At 70.0% G+C, this 20,649-nt stretch carries 10 protein-coding genes and 1 pseudogene; 3 read left to right on the top strand and 8 right to left on the bottom strand.

Going from position 1 to position 20,649, the window contains the following annotated elements; translation table 11 throughout:
- Window positions 1-148: 148 nt before the first annotated feature.
- From IE107_RS16355 to IE107_RS16345, 3 genes and pseudogenes are all read right to left on the bottom strand, one after another.
- Window positions 149-1,464 (bottom strand): annotated as a pseudogene (locus IE107_RS16355) (beta-ketoacyl synthase N-terminal-like domain-containing protein).
- Between the two features lie 62 nt (window positions 1,465-1,526).
- Window positions 1,527-1,742 (bottom strand): DUF5988 family protein, encoded by a 216-nt coding sequence (locus IE107_RS16350; RefSeq protein WP_189544485.1) that lies wholly within the window; start codon window positions 1,740-1,742, stop codon window positions 1,527-1,529.
- Window positions 1,743-2,289: 547 nt separating this feature from the next.
- Window positions 2,290-2,697: a hypothetical protein gene (locus IE107_RS16345; RefSeq protein ID WP_189544484.1), complete on the bottom strand. Its 408-nt coding sequence runs from the start codon at window positions 2,695-2,697 to the stop codon at window positions 2,290-2,292.
- 1,217 nt (window positions 2,698-3,914) lie between these two features.
- On the opposite strand from IE107_RS16345, the gene IE107_RS16340 reads away from it, so the two are divergent.
- The 3 genes from IE107_RS16340 to IE107_RS16330 all read left to right on the top strand — a co-directional run bounded on the left by IE107_RS16340 (window position 3,915) and on the right by IE107_RS16330 (window position 5,501).
- Entirely contained in the window at window positions 3,915-4,466 is a 552-nt protein-coding gene (locus tag IE107_RS16340) for an ATP-binding protein (protein WP_189544483.1), read from the top strand.
- A gap of 17 nt (window positions 4,467-4,483) precedes the next feature.
- Window positions 4,484-4,675, top strand: a complete 192-nt coding sequence (locus IE107_RS36130) for a hypothetical protein (RefSeq protein WP_373302452.1) — start codon at window positions 4,484-4,486, stop codon at window positions 4,673-4,675.
- Window positions 4,676-4,865: 190 nt separating this feature from the next.
- Complete coding sequence (locus IE107_RS16330) at window positions 4,866-5,501, top strand: hypothetical protein (protein WP_189544482.1); 636 nt, start codon at window positions 4,866-4,868, stop codon at window positions 5,499-5,501.
- A 1,190-nt stretch (window positions 5,502-6,691) separates the two neighbouring features.
- On the opposite strand, the gene IE107_RS16325 is transcribed toward IE107_RS16330, so the two are convergent.
- From IE107_RS16325 to IE107_RS16305, 5 genes are read right to left on the bottom strand one after another with little or no spacing between them, the layout of a single operon-like run.
- Window positions 6,692-7,933 (bottom strand): glycosyltransferase, encoded by a 1,242-nt coding sequence (locus IE107_RS16325; protein ID WP_189544481.1) that lies wholly within the window; start codon window positions 7,931-7,933, stop codon window positions 6,692-6,694.
- Window positions 7,934-8,740: an alpha/beta fold hydrolase gene (locus tag IE107_RS16320; RefSeq protein WP_189544480.1), complete on the bottom strand. Its 807-nt coding sequence runs from the start codon at window positions 8,738-8,740 to the stop codon at window positions 7,934-7,936.
- A 2-nt stretch (window positions 8,741-8,742) separates the two neighbouring features.
- A complete protein-coding gene (locus IE107_RS16315) occupies window positions 8,743-9,078 on the bottom strand; it encodes an acyl carrier protein (RefSeq protein WP_189544479.1) in 336 nt (111 codons plus the stop codon).
- Window positions 9,068-13,582 (bottom strand): type I polyketide synthase, encoded by a 4,515-nt coding sequence (locus IE107_RS16310; RefSeq protein WP_189544478.1) that lies wholly within the window; start codon window positions 13,580-13,582, stop codon window positions 9,068-9,070. Before IE107_RS16310 ends, IE107_RS16315 begins: the two co-directional genes overlap by 11 nt.
- 8 nt (window positions 13,583-13,590) lie before the next feature.
- Entirely contained in the window at window positions 13,591-20,391 is a 6,801-nt protein-coding gene (locus tag IE107_RS16305; RefSeq protein ID WP_189544477.1) for a type I polyketide synthase, read from the bottom strand.
- Window positions 20,392-20,649 lie beyond the last annotated feature (258 nt).

Raw genomic sequence — 20,649 nt, 5'->3', positions numbered from 1 at the left:
CGGTCGAGGGGCACGGGGTGCACCGGCGTGCAGGTGTGTCGGGGCCTGTCCGGGCCGGGGCGGCGGGGGCTGTGGAGCACGGGGCCGGGCCGTCGCCGGCCCTGGGGCGACGGCCTGTGAACAAGGAGAGGGCTGAGGGAACAGCGGCTCAGACGTCGGGGCTTCCCAGCAGGATCGCGCTTTTCACGCCCCCCACTTGGTAGTTGAAGCTGAAGGCGTGGTCGAAGTCGAGGCGACGGGGTGCTGTTCCCGGAACCGGATCGAAGGTCAGTTGTTGCGCCGGCTGTTCGTAGTTGGCGGTGGGGCACACCTGGCCGTGGTTCGTCATGAGCAGGGTCAGTGCCACGCCGAGACAGCCGGCCGGGGCGCCGTTGTGACCGAAGCAGCCTTCCTGCGAAGTCATGAGCAGGTCGCTCGACGCGGGACCGTACAGTTCCTTGATGGCGTTCGCCTCGAAGGCCGTGACGACGACGTTGCCGTCGCTGCCGCCGTGGATGTAGGGCACCTGGTTGATCTCCCAGGTGTCACCGAGGCATCGCCGTACTGCGGAGACCAGTGCTTTTCCGCTCTCGTCGCTGGCCAGGGGGTTGGCCAGCCCGTCGCGGGTGGTTGCCTGCGAGAGGACTTGTCCGTAGGGGCGGGCGTCCCGTCGGAAGGCGTGTTCCCTGCTCTCCATGACGATGCTCGCGGACCCCTCGCCATGGTTGATGCACTCGGCGCGCCGGTCGTAGGGGCGCATCAGGGCGTCGACGGATGGCGGGAGACTGGGCCTGTCCTGGGGCCTCATGGTGTCGTAGACCCTCTGGGCTCCGCTGAGCAGGCGCTGGATGTTGCGGATGAGCGTGACGCTGAAGACGTCGACTCCGGTCACCACGGCGACATCGACCTCACCGGCGGCGATGAGGCGCTGTGCGTTGCCGACCTGGAGGGCCGAGGACGCGCAGCCGCCGGAGACGGTGAAGTTGGTGGCCTTGGACCGGGTGAGTGCGCCCTGGACCAGTGCGACGTCCGAGGGGTGATGGCCTGTTCCGCCGCGACGGACATCTCCAGCGCGTCCGTGACCGGGTAGGTCGCGGGGTCGGCCCCGAGGACGGCGAGATAGCTGTCGACGTTGGCGTCCACGCCGCCGCGGCCCACCAGAATGGCGGCTTCTTCCAGGTCGTGCTGGGTTTCGAGGCCGGCATCCGCGCACGCCTGAGCCAGCGACACCAGTCCGAAGCGGTGGGCATCTGTGTAGTGACGCGAGAAGAACTCGGGAACGCCGGGCACGCGTTCATCGAACGTTTCGCCCGGAAGGTCCACGCTGCCGTAGTAAATGTCGTTCTTGATGAGGCAGGACGTTCCGGTGGACGCGACGTCCCAGAGATCGTCCGCGGTGAAGACTGGGCTCCCTGGACCTGGAAGGCACAGGCCGATGCCGGTGACCACGGCATCCCGGGCTCGGCCGCCGGTGCGCCGCGTCATGAGTCACCCACGGACGCTGGTGGATCAATCATGGATCTTTCCTTCAGGATCACGGGACGGACCTATTCGGCCAGATATGTGCGGCGGCGCCAGCGGTAGATGGGAAGCTGCTCTCCTCCATAGAGGGAGTAACAGCCCGAGAAATCGAAGTGCTCATAGGCGTTGCCGCACAGGATCTTCACGTTGGGTTCGGTCTCCAGGGACTCGACTTCCCATACGGCAGGAATGGGAATCCAGTCCGGACCTCCGGAAAGCTTGACTCGAATACGGTCGGACAAATCCAGCTCCTGTTTAGGTCGACGGGCAGATTGTGCCTGATCCGTGCTCCGCCCATGTACACCGCGCCCCAGGGCGTTTTCACCTGGGGCGCGGTGCGGCATCACCGGTTTCTCGCCCGCAAACGGAGGGCGGAGAGAAGCGAATCGGAAACGGGAAGCCATGCAACAGGCACAAAACAGGGAATCGGAAAGTCGGAGACCAGTGCAATTACCTCGACATGCGGTGGGAAAAGTGCATCGCTTTTCTGGCATACACGTATGCCCGCACCGTGCGCGAGGAGAGGAAGCGAATCGCGGGCCTCGGGAGGTTCGCCAACTGCCGGACTCCGGGCCCCGGGAGGGCACTCCGGCTGCGTATGGAGAGAGCGAGGGACTTCTCGTCGGCCACGCCGACCGCCCACCACCGCCCACCACCGCCCGAGCGGCGGTGTGCGGCCGGCCTGCGCACCGGTCTCCAGGCCGGGAACCCGAATGCCGGACGGTGGCCGGGCCGGCTGGGGCGGGATGAGAAAACCTGGCCACAGGCAGGCACCCGCCCGGGCACCGGTCAGGTCGCGCTGGCCAGCGCCTGGATGATCGACGAAGCGGTCGCCTGCTCGGAGCTCAGAGCAGAACCGGCGGCTCCGAGGAGGTTGTACACGATGGCGGTCGCGTTGGTCGCGGAAGCCATGAGGACATTGGCTCCCACCGTCGGCGGCTGCCCGGCACAGTCGCCGAGCGCGGAGGCGAGCGAGGTGGCGGTGCTCAGGTTGCTGGAGAAGGCAGCCTTGGTGTCGTTGGCCTGGTCGGCGGCGATGGCGGCGTCGTTCGACGCCTGCGCGGCCTGCAGGTCGTTGACACAGGCGGAGGAGACCGCGGCGGCTGGAGCCGCTGCGGCCAGGGGGGCGAGGCCCACTACGGCGCCCGCCGCCAGGGCGGCGGTGACAGTGGCGGCGGCAAGACGGGAACGGAACATGCTGGCACTCCCTACAAAAGACGTACGCGCTCTTTCGGCGACGACGTCGGCGGAGCGGTGCCCTTCTCTTCCCAAAGGGACGGTCTGTTCTGCGAGCGAGAACACCGTCTGGCCACCGCACACTTCACTGTGACGGGAGCGAGGACCGGAACGGGTAACAGCCACGTCCCCGGGAAGGGATGGGCGACCCGCCGGTTCATAATCCAGTAAGCGGGACGGATTAGTGACACCTCAAGAGAGGCAGCCCCCAATCACTCGATCGGAGTACCACGCAAAGCGGAAAATCAAACGCACCAACGTTCACTGCCGTAACAGTGTGCACATCCCCTTCCAGCCCACGCGCAATTCAGGCGACAAAAAAGCCTTGCCGCGCCGCCGAAATAACGATTCGGCACTTCACAACGGCACCTCCAGGAGAACCCGATCAGCTATCAGACGCGCACGTCTTCTGCCCCGGTGGCGGCGAAAGACGCGAACAAGGCAACCTGATAAGGCGTCAGAAAATCGCCGCGCGACGGGCACCCGAAGCACCCGCCACACTCGTTCGTCTATTTCTAAACCAGACAGAATCCGAACATTTCATCGCATCGAATTGGGCCATTCGGGTACTATTCCACTGACACCTATTGCCGTCATATGCGAACCCGGCGGATAACGGTTACGTCCAACGGTTGGCCGCCCGTCCTCTCCGGGGAAGTGGCTATCCAACCGATCAGGCGTCTGATTCGCGCCAGCCGCTGAACGGTTGTGTACCGCTATGGGCGCCCCGCGAGAGGAGTTGGACGCGTCAGCCGGCGTCACCCGGCGCCGGCTGACGTTCAGGATCCAGCACCCGGTCGAGCACGTCGCGGCAAGGCCGCGCCGATGCCGGACCGGACCATCCCGACAGACCGCCGTCCTGTATTGGCACGGCGGTTGTCGCCGTCTTCGGCCCGGGCCGGTGCCCGAGCATCCGGCCAGGAGGCCGGGACGCCTCTGTGCAAAGGCACATGACCTCGCCGACAGGAAGGAGCGTACGTGCAGCAGAACCGCGCCTTGTATGCGCCCTTCCGTCTTTGTGTCCGCCGACCCCCGTGTCCAAGCCCAATGAAAGCACAGCGCCGTGCTTCTTCTCACAGGCGTGAAGGAACACGCCCGACACGCCGGCGGCGCCACACGCCGGTCCGGGACACCAGAACCTTCAACCGCCTGCGCCTCTCACGAGCACCAGGAGAGTCATGTCGACGACCCGCGCATATGCGTGTATCGCGCTTACCCCGCAAGAAGTCGAACGATGGCCCGATACGCCGGTGGCGAGCGTGCTGGCCACCGGCCGGCTCCGATCGCGCTCCACCACCCTGCGCCTCCCGGCAGTGGACCGGGCCGTCCCTGTCTGCCGGTACCTGACCCGCTTATGGCTCGATCAGCAGCACTTGACCGACGAAGGTGTCCGGCACACGACCTTGCTGATCACCACGGAACTCGCCACGAACGCCATTCTCCATACCAACAGCAGCGTCATCACGACCGACCTGCAACAGAACAGGAGTCACCTGCGCATCCAGATGCGCGACCAGGGTACGGAGCGGACCGTCAGACACTGGCACGGCGACTCCGGTTTCGGCCGTGGCCTGGGGATCGTCGCCAACTGCACCCGCGCACTGGGCACACACGTGGAACGCGACGGGACCCGGACGATCTGGGCCACCATCTCCCTGACGCCACGCCGGGCCTCCCTCTCGCGTACAGCAAGCACGCACCGCGCGCAGACCACTGACGAAGTGACATAGATCAGGATCTAACGCCCATGGTGAGCACCGAAAGTCTTCTCGCGTTCGCCGCGATTTCCCTGGTCGTCATCGCGATGCCCGGCTGGAGCATTCTGTGCGTCGTCGGCCGCGCCCTTGCGGCGTGGACGATGAAAACGGGCCATGACCCGGCACCTCGTACGTCGGCGAACATCGGGCTCCTCGTCGGCCGACGGGTGCTGGCGGGGTGAAGATCGCCGTTCCTGGCCGGTCACTTCGTGGTGGCTGAGAGTCACTCGTCCGGGGGGCAGGGGAACGATCCTGTGGGCGAAGATGACGATGCCCGGCCGGGGTGTGGCACGGTCCGGTCATGAAGTTGATCAGCGTCCTGGCCGGAGCTCACTGCAAGGGCGTCAACAAGTGCCCGGACTGGATCAACGAGTGAGCGGATCGTACGGGGAGACAGTCGAACATCAGGCGTACATCACGCGCTTCCTTCTCGAGTACACGGCGGTTCCTCTCGTCGGCGGGAGCTTCCTGCGCGGGGTCCTGCCGACGCGGGACGCAGTCCGGATCGTGACCGGCGCCGACGACGCCGTGACGCCGAGCTCGCTGGTCGCCTACGAGATCCCGCTGGTGGATGACGAGGACGAGCCGGTCACCGCCCCGGTGGTGCTGGGCTGGACACGAACGCTCACCGCCGTCGGCCCCGCCTACCCGCACGCGTCCGTAATGGGCATGACGCTGGTCCGGGTCGATACCTCCATGGTCGAACCTGCTCCGCCGACACGCACGGACCGGGTACTTCGCGTGCTGCGGACACTGGCCTGGCCGTTCACCGAGACACCACCAAGCCCCCCGTTGTGCGGCTTTCTCCTCACGGAGCAGGACAGCATGCGGCTCTACATCGCGGTCGGGGAAGCCGACGGGCCGGTCGCGGTCGATGTGCGCCTCACCGGCGCGCTGACCGCGCTGCTCGCCGCACTCCCTGCGCTCGTACATGAGAAGGAACGCTGGAAACCGACGGACGGAGCCGACCCGCACTGTGTTCGCGCGATCGACCTCACCATCTGGTGACAGCCGGGCAGAGCGGGGCCCGGAACCGGCCATGCCCGGGCCGACGGTGGTGGTGCGCGGCTCACCCGGCCCGCACCCCCACACACCGTGCGGGGGTTTCGCTGCTCGGGCGGCAGGAATCGCCGCTCCGTCCCCGCTCCCCCGGCGATCGGCGGATGAACACCCAGGGCCAGAGCCCTGTCCGTCGGCGGGTCACGTGCTCGACCTGCGCGGCCGTTCGAGCGCGGCCCGCTCGGCGGTCTCCAGCCCGGCCGCACGGTGTGGGGTGGGCCGGCGGTGTGCGGTGTCGTCTCCACCGCCCTGTCGCGACCGTGGTGTCCGCGGAACAGCGACTCCGGCACCCATGAACTCAGATGCCCGGCCGGAATGTGACGCCCCGCTGGGCCGCACCAACGTTCACAGGAGGCTGCAGCGGCATCGGTCGTATGACACTTTCCAGCTCTCGTGCCAGCCGCTGAGCCACCCCGCGGACATCGGCAGGGACATCCCCCTGCTCCAGGACAAGGCGGTTGTAGATCGGAGTCTCGTGAGGCACGGGTGAACTCTACTTTCTCTGGCTGGGCTGCGGGCGCGGCAGAGACGCCACCCGGGCCGAGACGCCGTCCGCCTCGGCCCGGCCCGTGGATGGTGGTTCGTGCGCCTCAGAGAATCCAGGAGCCTCCACCATGGCCTCCGGACCGCATTTCATCTGCGGGCGACGAACCCTTACCGGTCGACGGGCTCAGCATCATTTTCACTCAAGCCCGGACGCCACAGGGAGGTGGGTCCGAACCCCGGACCGACCGGTTCCGTCCCGTCCGCGCTCGCGAGGATCTCCTCGGGCTCACGCGAGGCAGGGCGGAGTGCCCCCGAGGCGTACGGGTCCCGCCGCATGTGACCGGCTGAACCGGCGGATCGGACGAACGAGCTGCGTCCGGGCCTCTGTCCGAATGGGGCCGCCAGGCCGTCGAACCGGGTCGCCCTCGTTCCCCCGGCGATGTCCTCGTCGGGGGCGTCCCGCGCCGCGTGCAGCAGGTTGTCACGGAGGGCGCGGGCCAGAGCGGAGACGCCCTGCCCGACGTAGGTGCTCCGGCGGCGTGCCTCGGCTCCGGCAGGCCCGGGACGAGGGGCAGCGTCAGGGGTGCACCGTCGGATCCGGGCCTGGCCGAGGAGCGGGCCGAAGGCTCTCGGAGGGTTTCGGCGGACGGAGGTCATCCGTCATCGGGTTCCTGTCCTCTCTCTCCTGCACCGCGCGCACCGCCTCTGAAGTGCGGCTCGGGGCGCGACAGAAGACCTTCCAGGCGGTCGGCCGCGGCTTCGCTTCCGCCCGCCTCCCGGAACGAGAGGCCGATCGCGTGCGCCGCGTCGTGGTAGCCGGCAGCCTCGTCCAGAACCATGCCTACGGCGTCGGCGATGCGTCGCGCGTCGGCACGGCCGAAGCGCAGCCGGACGCCCGCGCCCGCGGCGGTGACCTGACCCGCGACGATGGGCTGGTCGTCCCTGATGGGAGCAACCACCAGAGGGACGCCGTGCCACAGCGCCTCGCAGACGGTGTTGTGCCCGGCGTGGCAGACGACAGCGTCCACGCGGGCGAGCAACGGCAGTTGAGGCACGTGCGGGCGCAGCAGGATGTTCTCGCCCGCCTCCGTCACGGTGCCTGCGGGGTCGGCGACGACGGCGCGTATGCCTGGCATGCCCGACAGCGCCCGGACTGCGGCGTTCAGGAACGGTCCGCTCGCGTCCGCGTTGGCGGTACCCAGGCTGACAAGGACGGTGCGCTCCGCCGCTTCCAGCCATTCCCAGGGGAAGTCGGCCGCTGCAGGGCGGTCGGTGACGGACGGGCCCACCAGCCATACGTGTTCGGGCAGTGGGGCCGAGCCCAGCAGAGCGCTGGTGGTGTAGGCGATGACCCCGTGCGGAGACATCCTCGGGTCGGCCGTGCCCCTCCCGTCCGCGATCCGGCCGCGCAACGCCTCGATGAGGCCGTCGAGCCAGGCCGCCACCTTGGGCATGCCCGCGAGCGGGTCGACGAGTTCGGCCGAGGTGGTCGCGGAGGTGACCCAGGTCAGGCCGAGCGACTCCGCGACCATGCCGCCCGCGACGGTCTGCTGGTCGGCGATCACGATGTCCGGGTCGAACTCCTGGATGGCCGCACGTATGCGGGGGGCCATGTGATCGGCGAGCGGTATCAGGAAGCGCTCCCACAGGAAGTGGAAGGCCGCGGGACCCTTGAGGTCGGCGGTCCGGCCCACGCTCTTCTCGGCGTTCTCCGGCTCCGGCTCGGGGAGCACGCAGGGGAACACCCGTGCGTCGGGTCCGGCCAGGCGGTGAACGAGGTCGGCAGGTCCGGCCCAGGCGATGTCATGGCCCCGCGTGGCGAGCACGGCCGCGGTACCGACCGCCGGGTTGATGTGACCGACCAGCGGCGGCACGACGAACAGGAACCGGCTCATCTAGCCCGCCTTCACAGGTGTGTGGATGTCGTCCTGGAGCCAGTCCAGAATCAGGTCGGCCGTCTCCTTCGTGCGCTCCACTAGCACCGAGTGCCCCTGATCGGGCAGAATGACGGTTCGGCAGTGCGGGAGGGTGGCGGACAGGTGGCCGGCCTGGCCGGAGAGTTTGGAGTCTGCGCCGTACAGGGCGAAGACGGGGCAGCGGATGTCGGCGAGCGTGTCTCCCAGTACACGGCTGCGTGGGATGTCCTGGCCCAGAGTGGTGCCGTCCAGGAGCCTGCCGGCGAGCTGGAAGGGGCGCGCGTTGCGTTCGGGATCCTCCGCGAGCCAGGCGCGCACCTCCCTGACCACCAGTCCGCCTTCTTCACCGGTGAGGCCCTCGGCCATCTTCTCGGCCCACGACTTCACCGGCGGTTCGGATTCGATCGCGATGACGGACCGGACACGGTCGGGCCGGGAGGCGGCCAGCCCGTAGGCGATGGCGCCGCCGAAGGAGTTGCCCACGACGTGTGCCGGGCGGTCCTCTTCGAGGGCGTCGAGGAGTCCGTCCAAGTCCGAGACGAAGTCCTCCAGGCGATAGCCGGCAGCAGGCCGGCCAGTCCGCCCGTGCCCGCGCAGGTCGTACATGAGGACGTCCATGCCCCGCTCGGCGAAGAAGGGGCCGAGCGAGAAGTAGTAACTCGCCAGGCTGTCGATGAGCAGGCCGTGTACCAGCACCACGAGGGGCGGCGGGTCCGAGGCCGGCGGACCGGCCGCGGCCATGCGCTGTACGTGGACGTCGAGTTCACCGACGCGTATCTTCGCCATGTTCAGACCGCCTCGGCCGCGGGCTCTGCGGAGAGGGACGCCACGACGTGGTGCACCAGGTCACCCACGGTCAGCGCGATGATCTCCTCGAGTCCGCGGTCCGCGATGAAGGCGGCGAGGTTGACGGCGTCGCCGTAGTGTTCGCGCAGCGCCGTCGAGAGCGTGACCAGATCGATGCTCTCCAGTTCGAGGTCGTCGTGGAATCGGGTGCCCATGGTGATCTCGGCGTCGGTGAACCCGTACTCGCCGAGCACCTCCTGCAGCATGCCGGTCACCTCGCCCAGCACGGTCGATTCGGGCCGGGTGGGCGATGCGGCCTCGTGGCGTTCAGTGGTCATCGTCGCTCTCCTCATCGTGGGCGGTCGTCCAGGCGACGACGTAGTTCCTGGGGGGCAGTCCGGGTGGGTTGCTGATCGTCCGGTGACGGACGTGATAGGTGTCGCCGCCGGCGCGGACGGTCAGTGCCGTGCCGGTGGCGGTGTGGATCTCGAAGTTCTTCGGGGCTCCGGCCAGGCCGGAGCCCCGGGCCTTGCCGACGGCCTCCTTGGCGGTCCAGAAGCGAGTGAACCACCGGGCCTCGGGTTCGCCGGTGTCGCGCACCAGTGAAGCGAGCAGGTCCCGCTCCTGAGCGTCGAGCGCCACCTCCAGAGTTCCGTCCGGACGCTCGGTCTCCTCCTCGATGTCAATGCCGCAGGGGCCCCGTCCGGCGATCGCGACCGCGGCCTCTGCCCGGTGCGCGAGGGAGACGTGGAGGTCGGGGAGGGTACGGCCGTACGCGCCGGTGACATATGGGCGGCCCGTGGGTTCGTTGTCCACGCGTAGTTCCGAGGGGAAGATTCCGCCGCCACCGGCGTCCCACAGCCGTCGGCGCACCACGTCCTTGACCGCGATCCGGCCGAGCAGCCACTGGCGCCGGCCACGGGGAGGGCGCGCGTCGTAGGCGGCTCGCTCCTCGCCGGCCAGCATGTTCCGCATGATCAGCTCGCGGGTGGCCAGGTCGGGCCAGCGTTCATGAAGCAGGACCCAGCCGCCGGGCTGCGGCTCGGAGAGGGTGTGATGCTCCGGTTCGCGGTCCACCTGGCGGATGTGCGGATCGCTGTCGAATCGGCGGTCGCTCCAGCCTTTGAACTCTGCCCAGACCCGGCCGCGTCGGACCAGTTGCATGTCTGCTTCCAGCGTCGTTTCGGTGACGGAGACGATACGGATGAGGCAGTCGAGCCGTTCGCCCGGCGCGGGATGCGCGCCATGGAAGCGGATCTCCCGCATGCCGACGGGAAAGACGGTGGTGCGAGTGGGCAGTTGGGACATGATCCAGTAGCCGAGCAGCTGGCCGGCATTGTCCAGCAGGGCTCCCGGGGCGGGCGGGGTGGTGATGACTCCTCGGACGTGCGCGTCGCCGATCGCTGTCAGTTCGGTGACACCCTGGAAGCGCGGGCCGTGGAACATCCAGCGTCGGGTGTACAGCTCACGGGCCGTCAGGTCACAGGGGCGTTCCTCGTCCTTGGGGAAGGTCCAGGCGGCGGACGGCCTGTGTTCGTGGTCTCGCGCGAGTTCGACGGTGGCGCGGGCGTACGTTCCGAGGGTGGCCGTCACCCGGGTCGCTCGCGAGGAGTGCGGAGGCTGGGGTGTGACGTGGACCGGAATGTCCACGGCGGGGACGGCAGTGATCCACTGGCTGAGCCGGACGTCGTGGACGGCCACCGCGCGCAGGCCGGGTGCTGCCCGCTCGGCGAAGTCCATCAGGTGCCCGATGACGGTGGTGCCGGGTACGACGGGCCAGTGGTCCGCCGGATCGGCCTGCGGCGGTTGCTTGAAGAAGCAGTGGTCGAGCAGATACGGCATGGTGTCGATCGACACCCGCAGCTGCGCCCGTAGTTCACCTGGAGTCGCTGCTGGCCGTTCGGCTGGAGGTCCTGCCGAACGGGGGCCGGGGACGTGAGCGGCCGCCCGCGGCATGGCGGATCGTGTGCCGCTGTGGTGGCCCGCGGTGAGGACCTCCGCCGCGAGCGCCGCGGTGTCGTCGAGCAGCGCGGAGAAGTCGGCGGCCAGCGGGTCCTCGACGGCGAGGGCATCGAGGGCGGAGGTCCGTGCGCCGTGCGCTGCCCGGCGCGGCGGGGACAGGGCGGCGCCGATCGCCGTGCGTGTGGGCTCGTCGAGGGAGATGAGCGCTCCGCCGAGGTCGAGTCGGACCGGGCGGTGCGCGGCCTTGTGCGCAGGAGTGGGGCGGAGCGCTGTCGTGTCCGGCTCGGCTCCGTCGGCCCACAGGGCGGTGGCCACGCGAAGCAGTTGGGGAAGGCCGGAGCGGTGCGGGGAGTGGGCGGCTACCACGAGGTGTTCGGAGTCTCGCAGTGTGTCCGCGACCAGCGAGCCGACTTGGCCGGCCCCGAGCTGGACGAAGGCGCGGAAGCCGGCCGCGTACATGTTCTCGATCAGCCGGCGGAAACGGACCGGTTCCAGGAGGTGCCGCACGAACAGCTTGCGTATCTCTTCCGGTCGTGAGGGGTACTCCCCCACCGTGGTGGCGGACCAGACCGGAAGCCGGGCGGGGTGCAGTGTGTAGGTGTCCGCCGCCTTCCGTATCGGGTCCAGATAGGGCCGCAGCATGGGTGTGTGGAACCCTGACCGGAACGGCAGGACTTGTGAGATCGCGCCCTTTTCCCGGAAGTGGCCGACGAATTCGTCGACCGCGACCGACGGGCCGCAGATCATGGACTGGTGAGGGGCGTTGTCGTGCGAGAGGACGACCTGCGTCTGTCCGGCGAGGGTTTTCATGACGTGATCGGCGGGCGCGCCGATCACCGCGAAGGCCAGGCCCGGTACGCGCAGTGCGTCCGGATCGAACGAGGCCAGGAAGGTGTCGACCTCCTTCGGGGCGTGGATCCCGGCGACCGCCATGGCGGTCCATTCGCCGAGGCTGTGTCCGGCGAGCGCGTCGGGCACGATGCCCATCCGCTCCAGCGCGGTGTTCAGGAGGCGGCCGAGTTGGAATACGCCAGTGCCTTGACGGCCGATGTCACCGACCTGGACATCGGTGTCGGAGGGCGACCACGGCAGGCCGAAGTGGCGTGCGACGTCGTCGCAGTTGGCGTCGAATTCGGCTTCGAGCCCGGGAAAGACGAAGGCGAGACGGCCGCCGGTGTCGCCCAGCAGGGGCTCGGGTACGAACCACAGGTCGTTCCTGCCGCGCCAAGGCCGACCCCGGTCGACCACCTTGCGGGCCAGCGCCAGACGTTTGGCCGTGGGGTCCACCACACCGAGCCGGACGGGGCCGGCGGGACCGGGTCCGGTCCGGTCCGAGGCGGTGGCGAGGAGGGCTGCGTCATCCCGGTCCAGCACACGTGCGAGTTCGGCGGGTGCTGCGGCCGCCAACCGCAGCACCCGTTCGGGCTCGCGCACCACGGTTGCGGGTCCGCCGGTGCCGGAGGGAGCGGCGACGGGGACGGGTTGTTCCAGTACGACATGGGCGTTGATGCCGCCGAAGCCGAAGGCGTTCACCGCGGCGCGGCGTACTGGGCTGTGGGTGTCGGTCACCCACGGGACCGCGACGGCCGCCGTGGCGAAGCGGGTGCGGGCGAGTGCTGGGTGCGGGTCGTCACAGTGCAGGGTCGGCGGGAGAACACCGTGGTGGACGGCGAGTGCGGCCTTGATGAGCCCGGCGATCCCTGCGGCCGGCATGGTGTGACCGATCATGGATTTCACCGAACCGATCACACCGCGGGGCGCGTCGCCCGGCGGGCCGAAGACCGCGGCGACCGTCTCCAGTTCGGCGGTGTCGCCCGCCGGGGTGGCGGTGCCGTGGGCTTCGATCAGCCCTACGGAACCGGGCTCGGCGGGGTCCTGACCGGCACTGCGCCATGCCTGGCGGATCGCCTCGGCCTGGCCTGCGGAGTCAGGGCTGAGCAGACTGCCGGTGCGGCCGTCGCCCGCGACGCCGGTGCCGGTGATCACGGCGTAGACACGGTCGCCGTCGCGCTCGGCGTCGGCGAGCCGTTTGAGCACCACGACGCCGGTTCCCTCGCCGATGAGCACTCCGTCGGCGTCCCGGTGGAACGGCCGGATGCACTCGCTCCGGGACAGGGCACCGAGTTGGGAGAACACACTCCACAGCGTGATGTCGTGGCAGTGGTGGACTCCCCCGGCCAGGACGACATCGCACCGTCCGCTCTGCAGCTCGTGGGCCGCGTGGTCGACCGCGATGAGCGAGGAGGCGCACGCGGCGTCCACCGTGTAGGCCGGGCCCCGCAGGTCCAGCCGATTGGCCAGCCGGGAGGCCGCCAGGTTGGGCACGAGGCCGATGGCCGACTCCGGTGCATCTGGGCCCAGTTGGTCGGTGAAGGCGCGGCGTATCTCCTCGAGGCGCTGTTCCCCCACGTCCGGCAGGAGTTCCCGCAGCGTGTGCACGAGCTGGCCGGCGGTGCGCACCCGCTGGTCGAGACGTACCAGGCCGGGGGTGAGATAGCCGCCACGACCGAGGATCACTCCGGTGCGGCGCCGGTCGGCGAGGATCCGGTCGGCGCCGCCGGCGTCCTTGACCGCCTGGGACGCGACCCGCAGCACGATCAGTTGGTCGGGCTCGGTGGCGTGCACGGAGGCGGGCATGACACCGAAGGAGGTGACATCGACGTCGGCGAGGTCGTCGATGAACCCTCCACGTCGGCAATAGACGCGGTCGGCACGGCGTCCGGCATCCGGGTCGTAGTACGCGGCGTCCCAGCGAGCCGTGGGGGCGTCGGTGATCGCGTCGACGCCGTGGACTATGTTGTGCCAGTACGTGTCGAGGTCGGGCGCTCCCGGGAAGAGCGCGGCCATGCCGACGATGGCGATCGGACATTTTCCGGGCATCGTGCCGGTCACCACCCCGAGGCGGTGTAGACGACGGCGGTGGTCTCCTGCGGACCCCAGGCCAGTTCGCGCAGCAGACTGGTGGCGCCCTCGTCGGGGTCGATGAGGCTGATGCCGCGTGCCGCATAGGTCTGCATCAGTTCCGGGGTGACCATGCCGTTGTTCGTGCCGGTGGGCGCCCAGGGGCCCCAGTGGACGGTGAGCCCACGGCGGTCGGTCCCGTCGGCCCAGTCGCGGCCGATGGCTTCGAGGGCGTCGTTGGCAGCGGCGTAGTCGGTCTGGCCGCGGTTGCCCAGGGTGGCCGCAATACTGCCGAACAGCACCGCGAGGCGGGGGCCGTGCGGGAGCCCGGCAACCGCGTCGAGCACGGCCCTGGCGCCCTCGGTCTTGGTGCTGAAGACCCGGTGGAAGGACTCCGGGGACTTCTCCGCGAACAGCTTGTCCTCGATCACACCGGCCGCGTAGACGACCGCGTCGAGTCTGCCGTGTTCGGCGTGCACGTTCTTCACGGCGCGGTGCACGGCTTCCGCGTCGAGCACGTCCACGCAGTGGTAGCGCACGCGGCTGCCCAGCCGGGTGAGCCGGCGGACGGTGTCGCGGACCTCGCGCTCGGCCCGGATCCTTCCGATCTCCCGCTCGACCTGAGCCGGGGACCTCAGGCCGCCCGCAATGAGTGCGGCTCGCAGTTCGGCGTCGGTGGTGGCGGCCATTGCGGGTGCTTCTTCCAGGGAGGGCAGTGGGGTGCGGCCGAACAGTTCCAGGCGGCAGTGGGCGGCAGTGGCGAGTGCGGTGGCGAACCGGGCAGTGATGCCCCGCGCCCCGCCGACGAGGAGCACCACCGACTCGTGGTCGAGGCCGAGGGCCGCGGCCTCGGCGGCGCCGTCGTCGGAGGGGCCGGCTCCGGTGCTGCCCAGGAAGCCGCGGTCGGTCTCGGTCATCCGCAGCCCGCGGCGGGTGTCTCCCGTGCGCAGTACGACCGGTTCGCGGTCGGCGGCGGTCAGCTCCGCGACGATCGCCTCGGCCGCGGCGGACGGGTCGGCTCCGGCGGGCTGTTCGACGACGCGTGCGATGGTCTGCGGGTACTCCCGGGACAGCGAGCGGAAGAGTCCGCGCAGTCCGTCGGAGGCGCCGGCGGCCAGCACCCAGCGCGGGCCGGCGGCCAGGGCGGACTGGTAGAGGGGGACGGCGCCGGGCAGCACCGGCTCGTGGGCGGGGCCACCGTCCGGGGAGGCGAGGTGGATCAGGCCGTCGAAGCGGCCACCATCGGGTATCCCGGTGGCAGTCACCGCCCGGGCACCGTAGGAGTCGAGCCGCTCGGTGACGGCCACTGCGAGCGGGCCTTCGCCGATGACCAGGAAGGTCTGCCCGGTGAGTTCGTAGGGGTCCGGGGCGGCGGGCGCGAGGCCGAAATCGGTCATCACGAGCCGCTTGGGCACTGTGACGACTGCTTCGGCCTCTGCGGGTGGTACGACGGGGTCGACCGCGGTGGGCCCGGGAACAGCGGTCTCGGGCGGTCGGGTGTCGTCCTGCCGTGCGGCCACGATCAGTTCGGCGATGCCCGCCGCAGTGCGCGCCCTGGCCAGCTCCTCCATGTCGAGGCCGTCCGCGGTGGGCAGGTGGAGCCGTCGGGCGAGCTGCCCGGCGATCTCGGCACGCTTGATGGAGTCGACGCTCAGGTCGGCCTCCAGGTCCAGGTCGGGTTCGATCATGTCGGCCGGGTAGCCGGTTCGTTCGCCGATCACCTCCAGGACGGCCGCGAGGACCGCGTCCGCAGTCAGCTCGGCCGGGTCCGGGTCCGGTGCGGGGTTCGGAATGACGGGCTCGGGAACCGCCGTCGCCGCGCGCGCGGGGAACACGGTCACGGCCGGCTCACGGGGTGCGTGCTCCACGGGCACCAGGCCGGGCCGGACACCGGGGTCGGCGCCGAGGTAGCCCAGCAGAACGTCGCGCTGAGCGGCCAGCATCTCCCGGCTCGTGCGCAGGAATTCACTGATGAGGGCCTCGCTGCCGGTCCCCTCCCCACCGTGGGCGGTGTCGGTGCGGAGCACCTGTCCGTGGTCGCCGTGTGTGCCGGAACGGGTGGTCACGAGGGCCTCCGGGATGCGTTGGGCGGGGTGCAGAGCTGTGGCGGGGATGGCACCGTCGGCGGTGCGTACGAGGTGGCCGTCGACGGTCCAGCCCGCGCGCCTGCGGCGGGGGACCTGGGCGGCGTCGACCGCGTCGCGGCCCTGGAACAGCCAACCGGTGCGCACGTCGACCCCGGCAATGGCGAGCTCGGCGAGCGCGGCAAGGAAGCCGGACAGGCCCGTACCGCGCCGGGCCTCCAGGGTGACGGTACGGTGCGGCAGGTCGCCGAGGATTTCGGCTACCTGCCGGGTCAGCACTGCGCCGGGGCCCGTCTCGACGAAGATGCGGGCTCCTGCCTCGTACATGGCCTCGATCTGCTCGACGAAGCGGACCGGCGATCCGATCTGAGCGGCCAGTTCGGCACGTATCGCGTCCGGGGTGGTGGGATAGACCGCGGCGGTGCGGTTGGACCACACCTGGACCGTCGGCGTCTCCAGTGGCACCGAGGCCAGTGTCGCTGCGAAGGTATCGCCCGCGGCGGCGACCAAGGTGCTGTGGAAGGCGCAGGCCACAGGGATCCGTGTCGCCTTCAGTCCCTGCGCGCGCAGCTGCTCCACGGCGGTCTCCACGTCAGCGGTGGGGCCGGATATCACCGTCTGGCGAGGTGAGTTGTGGTTGGCGACGACGACGGACTCGGCAACGCCTGCCTTCTCCAGGGCGACGGTCACCTGCGGTGCCGAGGCGGTGACCGCGGCCATGGTGCCGGGGTCGCCGGCGCCGGAGGCGGCAACGACGGCTTCGGCACGTGCCCTGCTGCACCACAGCAGCTCCTCGGGACCGAGGGCGCCGGCCGCGGCGAGGGCGGCGAGTTCGCCGTAGCTGTGTCCGGCCGTCATGTCCGGGCGCACGCCGACCCGGCCCAGCAGATGGTGGGCGGCGAGTGCGGTGATGCCGAGCGCGGGCTGGGCGACGCGGGTGTCGGTGACACGATCGGCCTGGGCCTGGCGCCCGGCCTCGTCGAAGCCGGCGGGCGGGAAGAGGGCCGCCGCCGCGGACTCGTCGAGGCGCAGGAAGCGCTGGAGTTCGGGGAAGGAGACGAACAGCTCGGCCAGCATGCCGGGGCGCTGGCTGCCCTGCCCGGGGAAGAGAAAGGCGATCTCGCCCGGTTCCGTGCCGTCCGCGAGATGGATGCCGTCGTCGGGGGCGTGCTCACCCTCGACGGCCCGGCGCAGCGCTGTGGTCAACTCCGTCACGGAAGAGGCGAGTACAGCGATGCGGGTGGGCAGACCGCGCACCGCCGCGAGGTCGGCGCGCCGGGAGGCGGCCAGGGCGAGGTCCCGCAGACGGAAAGGCTGCTGTGCGACGTGGTCGGCCTCGGCGAGAGCAAGCAGTTCCCGGGCGGCCTTTGCGGCGGTCTCTCGGTCGGCGCCTCGGAAGGTGAACAGTTCGGCGGGCCATGCGTCGCGGGCGTGGATGGGCGGGGCACCGTCGTCATGGGCGCGCAGGACGACGTGGAAATTGGTTCCACCGAAGCCGAACGCGCTGACGCCGGCCACGCGTTGGGCCGGCGGTGCGGGCCAGGGCCTGGCCCGGGTGTGGAAGGCGAAGGGGCTGGTGCGTTCGTCCCAGGCAGGGTTCGGCTGCCGCAGGTGCAGCGTGGGCGGCTTGACGCCGTGATGCAGTGCGAGCGTGGTCTTGATCAGTCCGGCGAGACCCGCCGCGCACTTGGTGTGGCCGATCTGGGATTTCACCGAGCCGAGGACACAGCCGCCGGGGTCTGCTCCGGCCTGGGTGAAGATCTCGGTCAGGGCGCTCAGTTCGGTACGGTCGCCGACGACGGTGCCGGTGCCGTGGGCCTCGACCACGCCGACCTCGGCCGGTGAGATCCCGGCGTTGCGGTAGGCCCGCATGAGTACCCTGCGCTGGCCGTCGGCGCGCGGCGCGGTGAGGCCGAGGGCCCGGCCGTCGCTGGAGCTGCCGACGCCCTTGACGACGGCGTAGATCCGGTCACCGTCCCGTTCGGCATCGGCGAGCCGCTTGAGGACCACGCAGGCCACGCCCTCGCCGAGCGCGATGCCATCGCCGGAGCGGTCGAAGGGCGCCGAACGGCCCGAGGGGGACAGGGCGTGTGCCGAGGCGAAGAGCAGGTAGTCGTTGATGCCGTTGTGAAGGTCGGCGCCTCCGCACAGCACCATGTCGCTGGTGCCGGCCGTCAGTTCTTTGCAGGCAACATCGACCGCGGCGAGAGAGGAGGCGCATGCGGCATCGACCGTGTAGTTGGCCCCTTGGAGATCGAGGCGGTTCGCGATCCGCCCGGCGATGACGTTGGCGAGGATGCCGGGGAAGGAGTCCTCGGTCAGGCGCGGCAACTGGGCGTCCAGCTCGGGCGGAAGCTGTCCGACGTAGGAAGGCAGGACCGCGCGGAGCGTCATGGCGTTCGACAGATCACTGCCCGCCTCGGCCCCGAAGACCACGGAGGCCCGGTCCCGCCGGAAGGATCGGTCGGCGTAACCCGCGTCGGCGAGCGCGCGTCGCGCCACGTCGAGGGCCAGCAGCTGGACGGGCTCGATGCTCGGCAAGGAGGCGGGCGGAATGCCGTAGTCCAGGGGCTCGAAGGGGATCTCGGGCAGGAAGCCGCCCCAGCGCGAGGGTGTGTGCTCCCCCGCCCCTTCCTCGCCGAAGTAGACGGAAGGGTCCCAGCGCGAGGCGGGCACCTCGGTGACGGCATCGGTGCCGGACAACACGTGCCCCCAGAACGACGCCAGATCGGGGGCCTTGGGGAACACGCAGGCCATCCCGACGATGGCGATGTCCAGTGGCTCGGGGGCGGCAGCCCGCTCGTCCGGTCCGGTGTCGAGTGCGGCCCTGCGTCGGTCGAGGAAGGTCTGCGCGCCGGTGGTGACCGAGTCGTGCAGCGCGGCGACCGTGGTGACCTCCGACCGCAGGACGGCGACCTGACCGGCCATGAACATGCCCTCGGAGAGCTGCCGGTCCTCGGGGACGTCGCGCAGTTCCTCACCGACACGTTCGATGCCCTTGCTCGCCAACCGCAGTCGCCCGACGTTGAGCTGCTCCAGCCGCTCCCATGCCTCGCGGCTGGGTACGCCATCGGCCCGCAACTGTTCCTTGGCGGAAACGAACTCGTCTGTGAAGGGGCTGCGCACACAGCGGGTGGCGTGGCCGGGGGCGGTCTCCAGCAGTTCGGTGTGCTCGGCGTCCACCATCCGCTGCTGGAAGAGCGGCTGTACCGCGCCTGCCACGACGGCCTCCTCGGTGAAGAGGTAGGCGGTTCCCATGAGGACTCCGGTCGCGACGCCCTGCGCGGCGAGGGGGGCGGTCATGGCGGCGACCATAGCCGCGGACCGCTCGTCGTGCACGCCGCCGGCGAACAGGAGTTGGAGTTCGGCGGCGGCTTCCTTCCCGGCAGCCACGAGGAAGTCGTCCACCACGTCGAGTTGCGCCTGCCAGAGCGGGAAGCTGGCGCGGGGGCCGACGTGGCCGCCGCACTCCGAGCCTTCGAAGACGAACTTGCGTGCACCCGATTCAAGGAACTGGCCGAGCAGCCCCGGCGAGGGCACGTGGAGAAACGTCGAGATGCCGGCCTCTTCGAGAGCCACGGCCTGCGCGGGACGGCCGCCGGCGATGATGGCGTGCGAGGGGCGGAGCTCCCGGATGACCTCCAGCTGGGCACTCTTGACCTGCTCGTCGGCGAAGCCGAGGACTCCGACTCCCCAGGGCGCGTCGCCCAGGACGCTGCGGGTCTCTTCCAGCACTGTGCGGGTCTGTTCCGCGCCTGACACGGCGAGCGCTATGAACGGCAAGGCGCCCTCTGAGGCCACGGCGGCGGCGAATGCCGCCTGGTCGCTCACCCGTGTCATCGGCCCCTGGACAACAGGGAGTCGAGTGCCCAGAGCCCGGCTGCCCATACTGTCCGGCCCGAGTACGGGCACCCCACCGCGGAGCGCGTCGCTCACCGCGGCGTGTATGCCACGGATCGCTGCTCCCAATGTGCCCCAGCGCCGTTGAAAGCGGGCCGGCAGGAACGCGTCCTGGCCGATCTCCAGGGTGGCTGTGGAGCCGTCCGGGCCGGGCGCACGCCGCCGCAACACGCGTAGACCGTCGTCGATCACGGTCTCCGAGCCGTCGAGTCCGCTGAGCGCACTGGTGACCTCTGCGGGGAGCTCCGCCTCGGCGAGCAGCGCGGTCTGGGTGTCGAGGACCACACCGGCGGCGCCACCGGCGACCGCTGCCGCCGCGGTGTACACGCCGATTCCGCCGCAGGCCCATACCGGCAGTCCATCGGCTTCACCTGCGAGCAGCTGCTGGAGCAGCACGTAGGTGCTCAACTCACCCACCCGGCCGCCGGCTTCATGGCCCCGGGCGATCAGTCCGTGGGCCCCGGCCGCCACGGCGTCTCGCGCCTCGGAGCCGGAAGTCACTTCGACCAGCACGCGGCGCCCGGGGAAGTCGGCGGCGGTCGTTGTCGCCCCGGCGGTGAGGACCACGGTGTGGACACAGGCAGGGAGGTCCGGCGCGAGGATCTCGCGCCCCGCGCCCAGCCGTACGCCGAATCCTGGGCGTGCCCACTCGGCGGCCAGGCCCAACTGCTCACGAGCGGGCCGGGAATCACCCGTCAGGTCGAGTACCCCCAGTCCGCCCGCACGTGCGGCGGCCGCGGTGAACCGTGCCGACGCGACACCGAATGGATGCAGTGCGAGGACGAGATCGGCCGTCGTGGTCATGCCACGATCAGCGCCGAAACAGGGCGTGCGCATGGAAACACTCCAGGGGACGAGGAGGCGCGCGAAATCGGATATCCAGGAACGACAGTCGCTCTCTTTGCAGGACGCGCGAAAGCACGCGAGCCCGACTCGGTCTCGAAAAGAGGAGCGATCTGTTGCGAATCAAGCGCCTCAGGGAGGGTGGGGGGTGAGGAATTCGAGGGCAGGCAGTCGAGATGATACTACGCAGTACGACAATCCGCTCGACCCTTTCGGTCA

This window comes from Streptomyces gelaticus (assembly GCF_014649535.1).
In the GTDB taxonomy this organism is placed as follows: Bacteria; Actinomycetota; Actinomycetes; order Streptomycetales; family Streptomycetaceae; genus Streptomyces; species Streptomyces gelaticus.
This window is presented reverse-complemented; position numbering and strand designations above follow the sequence as displayed.